The sequence below is a fragment of the Gemmatimonas sp. genome (assembly GCF_041689975.1).
Taxonomy (GTDB): Bacteria; Gemmatimonadota; Gemmatimonadetes; order Gemmatimonadales; family Gemmatimonadaceae; genus Gemmatimonas.
Genome location: NZ_JBDNFF010000378.1, coordinates 1 through 8,826, shown reverse-complemented (window position 1 = coordinate 8,826; position 8,826 = coordinate 1). Strand labels below are relative to the sequence as shown.

Annotated in this window: 6 protein-coding genes and 1 pseudogene; 1 reads left to right on the top strand and 6 read right to left on the bottom strand. The window is 62.7% G+C overall.

The window, feature by feature from the left end; genetic code table 11:
• The 6 genes and pseudogenes from ACESNG_RS21690 to ACESNG_RS21665 form a co-directional block, all read right to left on the bottom strand.
• Positions 1 to 308 (bottom strand): annotated as a pseudogene (locus tag ACESNG_RS21690) (hypothetical protein); the annotation flags it as partial.
• Between the two features lie 515 nt (positions 309 to 823).
• Positions 824 to 1,282: a hypothetical protein gene (locus tag ACESNG_RS21685; protein WP_373070823.1), complete on the bottom strand. Its 459-nt coding sequence runs from the start codon at positions 1,280 to 1,282 to the stop codon at positions 824 to 826.
• A 9-nt stretch (positions 1,283 to 1,291) separates the two neighbouring features.
• Positions 1,292 to 2,995 carry an Hsp70 family protein gene (locus ACESNG_RS21680; protein ID WP_373070821.1) on the bottom strand — a complete coding sequence of 568 codons (1,704 nt, stop codon included), beginning with the start codon at positions 2,993 to 2,995 and terminating at the stop codon, positions 1,292 to 1,294.
• The gene (locus ACESNG_RS21675; RefSeq protein ID WP_373070819.1) at positions 2,992 to 3,669 is read right to left on the bottom strand and encodes a hypothetical protein; all 678 of its coding nucleotides are present in this window, start codon (positions 3,667 to 3,669) and stop codon (positions 2,992 to 2,994) included. The genes ACESNG_RS21680 and ACESNG_RS21675 overlap by 4 nt, the downstream gene beginning before the upstream one ends.
• Positions 3,666 to 6,179, bottom strand: a complete 2,514-nt coding sequence (locus ACESNG_RS21670) for a hypothetical protein (RefSeq protein WP_373070817.1) — start codon at positions 6,177 to 6,179, stop codon at positions 3,666 to 3,668. The genes ACESNG_RS21675 and ACESNG_RS21670 overlap by 4 nt, the downstream gene beginning before the upstream one ends.
• Positions 6,180 to 6,823: 644 nt before the next feature.
• Positions 6,824 to 7,741: a hypothetical protein gene (locus tag ACESNG_RS21665; RefSeq protein ID WP_373070815.1), complete on the bottom strand. Its 918-nt coding sequence runs from the start codon at positions 7,739 to 7,741 to the stop codon at positions 6,824 to 6,826.
• Between the two features lie 774 nt (positions 7,742 to 8,515).
• Between ACESNG_RS21665 and ACESNG_RS21660 the strand changes: the two genes are divergently transcribed.
• Positions 8,516 to 8,806, top strand: a complete 291-nt coding sequence (locus tag ACESNG_RS21660) for a transposase (RefSeq protein WP_373070813.1) — start codon at positions 8,516 to 8,518, stop codon at positions 8,804 to 8,806.
• Positions 8,807 to 8,826: the final 20 nt, after the last annotated feature.

Genomic DNA, 8,826 nt, shown 5'->3' with positions numbered 1-8,826 from the left:
GCTCGCCCGTTGCTGGTGCCTGACCCCCAGAGCATCGTTGCCACGAAGAGCCGGACGAGGCTGTCTCGATCCGTTGCATCGATTCGCTGTGACAGTTGGGATAGGTCCGCTCGGCTGACCTGACCTCGGTTCGGAATCTCGTCGCCCGAGTAGTCCGTGAGCACGGCAACGGCTGTGCCGTCGTGCTCCAGCCAAGGGCGCCAGGTCCCGGGCCGGAACTCGTGAACCCGCGGTGTGTTTCGCTGGTGGGTGGTGTCCCTCAGCAGTTCTCGCAGCAAGCGCACGACCGTGTCATCGGAAGTTGTCATGTTTGGCCCTCGGGCTGAGTGCGGGACGAACCCCGGCGATGCTCGCACATCGGGACTGCCGCGGGTTCGGTTGACGCACTGACCCGTCACCTATTCGTGCAGCTGGCCCCTCTGCATTCCTTGAGCCATCAACTGAACGTACAAGTCACACTTCGCCGTCAACGGCATAGGTCCACGCTTCCAGTTCGTCTTCGAGATCGACACACCCGATCATGGTTGGGTGTAGCCACGACCCCCCGAATCCGCCCCCGTCACCCCGGGGCCAGATCAAGCCGTCGAACTCACCGTCACCACCCAGCAACCGCTGCAGACCCGTCCGTGCCCGCCGAGGAAGGGTCGTTCAGGTGAGAGACCAGCGCCAGGACCGCGTTGTCCGCTCGGACAACCGTGACCGGTGGGCCGGGATCCGAGTGGGCAGATCGAGTCGGCCAGACCGCCCGGCTCAAGGCGCCGGACTACTGGATCTGGCGAAGTCGTCGCTGCCGCTCGTTGAGCCCATTGGCGATGGCCTCCTGTCAGAAGCGGCGACGCTTGGGGGGAGTTGAGGGCCGGATCACTGTCTTGACCGGCTGTCGGGGAGCAAGAAGCGGAGCAACTGACTCGGTCATACGCTGGGCCAGTTCGGCGAAGGCGTCATCACAAGCAAGGTCCACGATGACTTGCCGGTCGGCCGTCGTGCTTGCCGGCGAGCGTCGAGGTAGTGCTTGCGGGGCCGGCCGCAGCAGACCTGGACCTGGCGGCAGATCGAACACCTCGTGGTCAGCGGGGACTCGGAACGTGTCGAGCCCGGAGACTGGATCCTCGATCTGCATCTCGACCTGGTTCAGCGCCCAGGTGAGATCCTCGAGCTCGTAGGGAAATGCTCCGTCGCGGCGCGCCTGGCGTGATCGCTTGGCGAGGGCCTTCGTTGCCTCTGCACGCCCAGCCCCGTATGGCAATCCGAGAATCAGATACGGGTTCCTTCGATCGCTCATGGCTGGCCCCTAGAACAGGTACGAGTAGCGAGATAGGGACTTGCGAAGGTCGCTCTTCGCAGCGTCACGCGCGGACGCATCAGTGGCAGCAGACAAAGTCTGGACGAGCTGGCGGATCGGGTTTGCCTCGTCGTCATCGAGAAACGGGATCACCTTGGAGTTCGCCCGCTGGATTAACTCGACAGCCTCCGGGTCATCAGGAGCTGCGTCCGTGGATGCCTCGAGCCTGCCGGTCGCCATGGCCTCGCGTGCGCCCTTCGCTACCTTGGCCAGCTTCGACTTGTCGCCGGACACGCCGCTGGCAACGTCGTCATCAAGGATGACCTCGTTGGAGAGGAAGTCGCGTGCATGCACATGCAGGATGCCGTTGACGTCGTAGTTGTACTGCAGCGCGAACTGCCGGTTGTCACCGCGCTCCGGGGGTGGAAGCGCCACCGACCACTCCTTGAGAATCACGTTGTCGGGATGGTCAAGATGATCTGAGCGCCCTTCGATGACTCGGATCGCGACGCTCTCCTGCTCGGGTAAGTGCGGTAGGTAGATCTGTTCCTTGCTCGCCGGAAGCTTGTGGTTCCTCGGGATGATCTCGGAGAAGTAGCTCGTGCCCGAGTCGTCGGTGGCGATCGTCCCAAGTGCGTGCTCGGTTGACACGAAGAAGTCGTTGTCATCGAGTTCGCCCGTGAGGATCGCCGCTGCAATCGCGGCACCATTCGAGATCGCCGTCATAGGGTTGACGTCGGACGATGGCTGCTTGCCGATCTTGGACACGACGAAGTCCCGCACTGCAGGGACGCGACACGAGCCCCCGACGAGAAGTAGGTGGTCGATCAAGTCGAAGTCCATCTGTGCGGCCTGGAGGCACTCATCGATCGCAGGGCCGAGCTTCTCGACGAGAGTTCGAATTGAGTCGTTGAAGGCGGCTCGTGTGATCCGCCGGCTTTCCCCTCCAGGCAGATCGATGTTGGTGAACTCCTGGGTGGACAGGAGGATCTTCGCTCGTTCAATGTTCGCCGCGAACTGGCGACGGTCGCTCGCCGTCCAGTCGGTGTCGGAGACAGTCTCAACGGCTAGGGCTGCGAGTCGGGAATCGAAGTCGCGGCCGCCCAGAGTCGGCACACCGCTCGACGCCTGCTCGATGAACACTCCATCGCAGGCTTCGAGGAGCGTCACATCCAGCGTTCCGCCACCAAGGTCCACAACGAGGACCTTCCCGTCGTGGGTGATCCTACGAGAGACAGCCATCGCCGCCGCCGTCGGCTCGTTGATCAGGGCCAGGACCTCAAGTCCTGCCATCGCCGCACAGATCCGGGTCCGGTAACGAGCAAGACCACGCGAGTTGGCGGGGATCGTGACGACGACACGGTCGATGTCAGCACCAGCCAGTTTCAGGGCCTGGTCTCGGAGGTGTGCGAAGAAGAGTGTCACCACCTCTTCGATTACGAAGAGCTTGCCCGCAAGCTCGACGAACTCCTCGGCCAAGAGCAGCCGCTTCACCGCCTCCAGCGTTGGAACGTCGCCCAACTTTGCTTCCCACCCGAAGACGGTCTCGTCTTCAGGGGACAGACCGATAACCGTCGGCATGAGAAGATCGAGACCGAGCTCGGCCCACCGAGCATCCTTGGGAGAGTCGATCGGGAGAACTGAGGGTCCAGATGGGGTCCAGATACTCACGACCGAGTTTGTCGTTCCGAAGTCGATGCCGGCGGTGGTCACCTGCTCTCACTCCCGCCTGCGTCCGAATTGTCATCAGCCGACGCATCGTTTGTCTCAGCTTCTCCTGGTTTGGATGCAGCCGAGATCTTGTCCTGTTCGTCTGTGGGCATAGCAGTCTCCTCGGTTGATCCGCTTCCGACGGAGGTTGTGATTCGCTCGGGTCCGGGGATCCAGCGGGCACGACCGAGCCGAATCACCGACTTTGACTGATCATCGACGTATGCCGCTTCAACCACGTCGATCTTGTCGGCGTTGCTGCCCTGGTTCTCGAGGTCGTAGAGCTCTTCCTGGGTAGGGTCTGAGGTGCGCACCAGTCCATTCGCTGCCATCGCCTCCTCGATCTTAGACTTCACCGTGTTTATCGACTGCCCCCGCTCAAGCGAGTCGTGCAATTCCGCAAGCGTGACGAGAAGCCGCCGGTGGTCCTTGGCAGTGCTTACCACAGACGCTCGAAGTCCCTCGTAAGCGGCAGCAGACATCGCCGTTGACGTGTCAGTGACCACAAGTGCGCCGGTTAGCCACCTCAGCAACTCGAAGATGTCATTGATCTGAGCCTCTGACGCCCTCACTCGACGGCGTCTCTTGCCGTAACGGTAGTCATGCTCTGCTGATCCCGTTCCGAGCAGCTGGTAGATGCGTTTCCGCGGGTCTCCCGGTCCATTCGCAGCGGTCATAGCATCGCCCTCTCGATATGGTTCTTGGTCGCTACTGCGTGCTCCAACATCGACGTTGTGAATCCTCCGAGGGCCTCGTCGTCGGACATCCATGGGACCCACCAGCGGATCTGGTTTTCAAGGCGCTCACACTCGTTGAGTATCCGTCGGAAGGTGCTGTTCACTTCAATCTTGTTGAGCCGGTGACGAGAGATGTATCTGATCTCGTCCATAATCGAGTTGAACGCGTTCACGAGCGCGTCCACGCTCGCCGCCGAAAATCGCACTTGAACTAACCCTAGGCGGTGCCACGCAAGTTGGTACAGCCCTTCAAGCGACTCGAAGTCAGAGCTCGCGTTGGCCTGCGTGAAGGTTTCGTAGAGCAGATCGGTGAAGCGATCGTCGGGCGCTCCCGGCGACTCGTCGTCCTGGTCGTCGGTAAACGTTGCACAGAGCCCGAGGATCCCGAGTGGCACCAAGACGAGGCGCTGCTTTTCCGTGATGGGCAACTCTCGTTCGATGGAGAGGAAGCAGAAGAACGCCGCCACGGAGCTGAGGTCTTCGAACCCCCCGGAGATGATCGTGTCGAGGAACTGGTCGCGCTCGTCGATCACCCACTCCGGGCAGTTCTTGCGGCTGAGCGCCCGCTTGAGGGCGTCAAGGAACTCGGACGGACCCGTTGCTCGGGCCGAGTAGAGCTGGGCCTCGAGCGAAGCAGAGTTGGGCGACCCCGCGAGCGCCTCACTCGAAGCGAGCCACTCGCTGTCGACGGCCGCGGCAAGTTTCACAAGGGGACGGAACTGCTCGACGTCAATATTGTCGACAATCACTTTTCGGAGCGCCACCCTGAGCGTCTCCGGCATCCCGCCAATCTCCGATTCGGAGATCCACGGTGCCTCATCGGTCGCCCACAGCATCACCGCACGGGTTGCCGCCGCCACGCGAAGCTCCGGGAAAGAAGCCTCTGAGACGAGACGAGCCAACTCAATAGCTGCTGTCTCGGGGTCATCAGAGGCCGAGATAACCCCGAGGTTCACCTGCAAGGAAGGGTTGCGCGAGCCTTCGAGGGCGTCGAGTAGAGCCTGTTTAGCTTGGGTGTCATTCCCGAGCTGCCAGTGCGCACAGCTCAGAAGGTTCAGCGCTTCGTCACGAGCCCCCTCTTCACTGTTCAAGCGAAGGGCCTGCTTAGCGGCATGGACGGCGAAGCTCCAGTCGGCGGAATAGAGCGCCTCACGGGCATGTACCAGCGCGTTCCATCCGAGAAAACGTGCCTCCGGAGTTCCTCGCTCGGCACTCCACGCGACCGAATCTCGACCCGCATCGTTCGCGAGCACCTGCCACAGTGAGGGATCCGAGCAAAGGGTCGGAACAAGCGTCTCAACGCTCGGAGCAGAGAAGAACGACTGCAAATGCGTGACGAGCGATGGATTCCGGGCGCGAAGCACCTCGTCGACGACCGAGGTTTGTGCGAGCCGGACGAGTGCGGTGAGGACCGGATCGTCGACCGGGAGATCATTCGGGATCGGCTGTTGGTTCACAAGGAGACGTCGCGCTTTCTCATCGTTGAAGCCGAGCCCGTTCAGCTCGTCCGCACTGAGCTCCCACGGCTCAACACGGGCCCTGAAGTAGGACGATCCTGCCAGCCCTGGGACGTCCTCCGCCGGCGCCCCGGTCGCAGTCACTTCTGCACCGCGATCGATCAAGTCGTCGAGCACAGACTCGGGGATGGAGAGAGGCACATCTATACGCCACCCATGCAGGTCTTCATGCCCGGACGCAACGAGAATGTCGACCAAGGCCGACCGGCGAAGAGCGACCTCTCCGGGAGGGCAGTCCGAGGGCGCGCCAGCCGCCAGCCAACTCGCTGCGGGCTCGGGGTCGGCGAACGTCGCGAGCAGCGCGTCAAGTTTCGCTCTCGGCGAACTGCCAAGTCGTTTCGCCAAGGCCGCATTCGCCAACTCGCCATCAAAATTGGCGTCCTGGCGTGATAGCCACAGCAACGATGCCGTCGCGAGCTGATAGGTCGCTGGCATCGATTGCAGCCGTGTGCGTGCAGAAGCCCATCGTCCCACGTTTAGGTCAGCACAGGCAGCCCACCACTCCCGCTCGTAATGGTTGAGAAGCGGGAGGCGTAGTAGAGCTGCGCTGGCTCCAAGCTGTGACAGTTCTCGAGCAGTCCGACGAACGTGGGCGATGTCGACAAGCTCCGTCGACGCAATGGCGTCAGATAGTGGTTCCGTTGGCAGGAAGCCGATCTCGGAGTCGCAGGCGGCCCACAGCGCGGTAGCCCTGCTCTCGCCACGCGCCAGCTCGACAAGCACGAAGTGCTTAGGCATCTTCGTCGTGCCAACCGTCGTGACGGTCCCGTCCTCCAGGTGCTGGCGAGTAGTGGACGCGTCGCCTGACAGCAACGCTTGGAGGGCGGATTTGCCCCTTCCGATGAACCCCGTGGCAAAAATCGTGCACGGCTCTGAAGCAGCTATCAGAAGCCCGGTCCCGCATGCTGGGCACGCCGAGTCGCCTGGATGCACAGGAGATCCACAGCAATAGGAGAAAGCTGATTCCGCCGCCATTGCCACGGAAGGTTAGCCTCGACCTTGTCAGGACAGTTCCCTTGATCCCGAACGCGGTCTCGCCGTTGCCATGGAAGCGAACTCAACCTGCAGATCGCCCGCCACCTGGGTCACACGGCTCCGAGCCGCGCCCGGACTTCTTGGGGTGTTCGGCATGGCGGCGAGCGACGGGCGGCGCGGTGTCTCGGCCGCTGCGCGGGCTGCACGACGTGGACGACTGGTCCTAAGCCACGAACCGGCTCGCGGACCGCAACGCGGGCCGGTTCGAGTCTGATCGCATTCGTCGCTGGCGGCATCTGCGGAAGCTGGCCCCGATCGCCGCGTGGGCCAGTGAACTCGGCTGGGAGGAGCCGCCTCGATGAGAGGACGCAGGTCTTCGTCATGCGGGTTTCTCAGACGAGGTCCGTCGCACCGGAGGCCGTTCAGCCCCTTCCGCCGGTTCAGAGGCGGACCCAGACTGCCGGGTCGCTACCGACGACGGACGGCCAGTCGAGCATCATGGATCTGGCTCGGTCTCAGACTGTCCGCCCAGCGCTCGGGTGGATCAACCAGCAAATGGAGCTGCTGGCCGGACCAGGGAGGCGCGCCAAGCATCTGTCTTCTCAGTCGTTACCGTAGTCAGGTTCCCAGAAGTCGCCAGGATCGCCGATGGCCTCGATGGTCACGGGAAGAGCTGCCGCGTCTATGAGGTCGAACGAGTCAAGTACAAGGTGGCAGGTGCTGCAGCTGAAGTGATTGGCAGCAACCTCCAGATCGATCCACACGTCGAAGTCGCTTTCGGAGAGCTGCTCGGTGTGGATCTCCTGATCCACGATCTCGTCGCCTTCGAGGAGACCGTCCTCGGAACCGCACGCGGGACAATCGGCCGCCGTTGAGTGGCTGCCGCCGATGCTTAGATCTCGCGGCCGCTCCCACGCCTCGAGTTCACGAGCAAGCATCTCTCCCTGACGGGAACGAGCCAGCTGCTGCTGAGCGCGTGAGATCAGCATCTGCACCCGCTCCTGGAGGTTCCGTGCGTTCTGCTCCAGAGCCCGCTCAACCTCGGACACGCGTGACTCGCCGACGAAGTCCTCGAGGTCACGGTCGCACGAGTTTACTAGAACATGGGCCTGCGCCCAGAACTTGGGCCACCACGCTTCAGCGGGAATCGGAGCGAACTCGGCTGTGGCTCCGTGGAGGTACTCGTTCCGGTTGTCGGCAATCCGGGTCGCCTCGACGGCATTGAAGGGTTTGAAAGCCATGGAGCACCGTGCGAAAAGAGCCTTAGCGGGAATCGACTTGAACCTCGCCTCACCCTGGATCAGGCCGGCCGCGACGAGCAGGTTCTGGCCATCCTCATTGGGGGCCGCGATCAGCAGCGGTGACGCTCGGGAGAGGGCTGCCTTGGCTAGGAGCTCCAGCGACAAGGAAGCCCAGAGAGCCCGTTCCTCCCAACTGCGAGGGACGGCCTCATCAAGGGCGTTGTTGATGAAGAGCTTCGCCTTCACCCACAGCGCGTCAGGGTCCCAGGGAGCACTCATCGCTCCGCAGGAATCCAGAACGCGACGCGGTCGATGACTCGGTCCAGTTCAAGTGGCCCGACGGACTCTCGAGCATGAAGCGCTCGTCTGTTGTTGATCACAAGCACCTCCGTTCCGGTCCGCCATTGGTGTCGTTCGGCACCCGCCCAAGCGGAGTCGAAGAAGGCCACAGCCTCCCGCGCCCGTTGATCGCATGGCGTCATGCACCCCGGGTCGAAGCGGAGTCGCCCAGCTTCGAAGATGACTGAGAAGAAGCGAGTCTGTCCGGTGGACACCGTGAAGACCCCATGCCGAAGGGCGTCCCAAGGGATTCCCGCCTCGTTGGCGGACCACAGCCGAGTTGCGGCTGCGGTAGGCGCTCTCGACGCGAGGACGATCACGTCAGGAGGACATTGCATGTGCGCACCGTCTGTGTGCAACGGCTGCTCACCGAAGCCAACCTTGGCGCTGAGCGAGTTCGGATGCGCCGCCTTCTGCGACACAGGCCTCAGCTCCGCCACCGTACCTGTACCTGGGCGCATCGGACGTTCGAGCCACCCCAGACCCCTCGAAGCAACTCGTACGTCCTCCAGTCGGCCTGAGAATTCAGTCCAGTCGGTCTTCGCTAACTCGGTCAAGGCCTTCGTATCCACCGGGCAAGGTTGGTCCACGTTCAAGCTCGTCGCCAGGGGAATCGAAGTTGGATGGCCCTGAGTTTGCTGGGGACTGGAAGTACCCCGGGTTGACGGACATTCGACCTGAGGCGACCGTGGTCGTCTCGGAAAGGAGGTCCAGATGCCCAGACCACATCCGCCCGAGTTCCGTCAGCGTGCTGTTGAGTTGGCCCGGATGGGCGAGAAGCCGGTCGCGCAGATCGCCGAGGACCTCGGGATCTCCGATAGCTGCCTTCGGAACTGGATGCGCCGGGCCGACCTCGACGAGGGTCGCCGAAACGACGGGTTGAGCACCGCGGATCGCGACGAGTTGGTGAAGCTACGCCGGGAGTTGTGGGTGGCGAAGCTCGAGGTCGAGATCCTCAAGCGTGCAACCGCGTACTTCGCCGCGGAGAACGTCCTCCCAAAATGATCTACACCTTCATCGCCGAG

Coding starts and splice junctions, on each gene's coding strand:
- ACESNG_RS21685 (WP_373070823.1), bottom strand. CDS start 1,282: ATGAGCGATCGAAGGAACCCGTATCTGATTCTCGGATTGCCATACGGG.
- ACESNG_RS21675 (WP_373070819.1), bottom strand. CDS start 3,669: ATGACCGCTGCGAATGGACCGGGAGACCCGCGGAAACGCATCTACCAG.
- ACESNG_RS21665 (WP_373070815.1), bottom strand. CDS start 7,741: ATGAGTGCTCCCTGGGACCCTGACGCGCTGTGGGTGAAGGCGAAGCTC.
- ACESNG_RS21660 (WP_373070813.1), top strand. CDS start 8,516: ATGCCCAGACCACATCCGCCCGAGTTCCGTCAGCGTGCTGTTGAGTTG.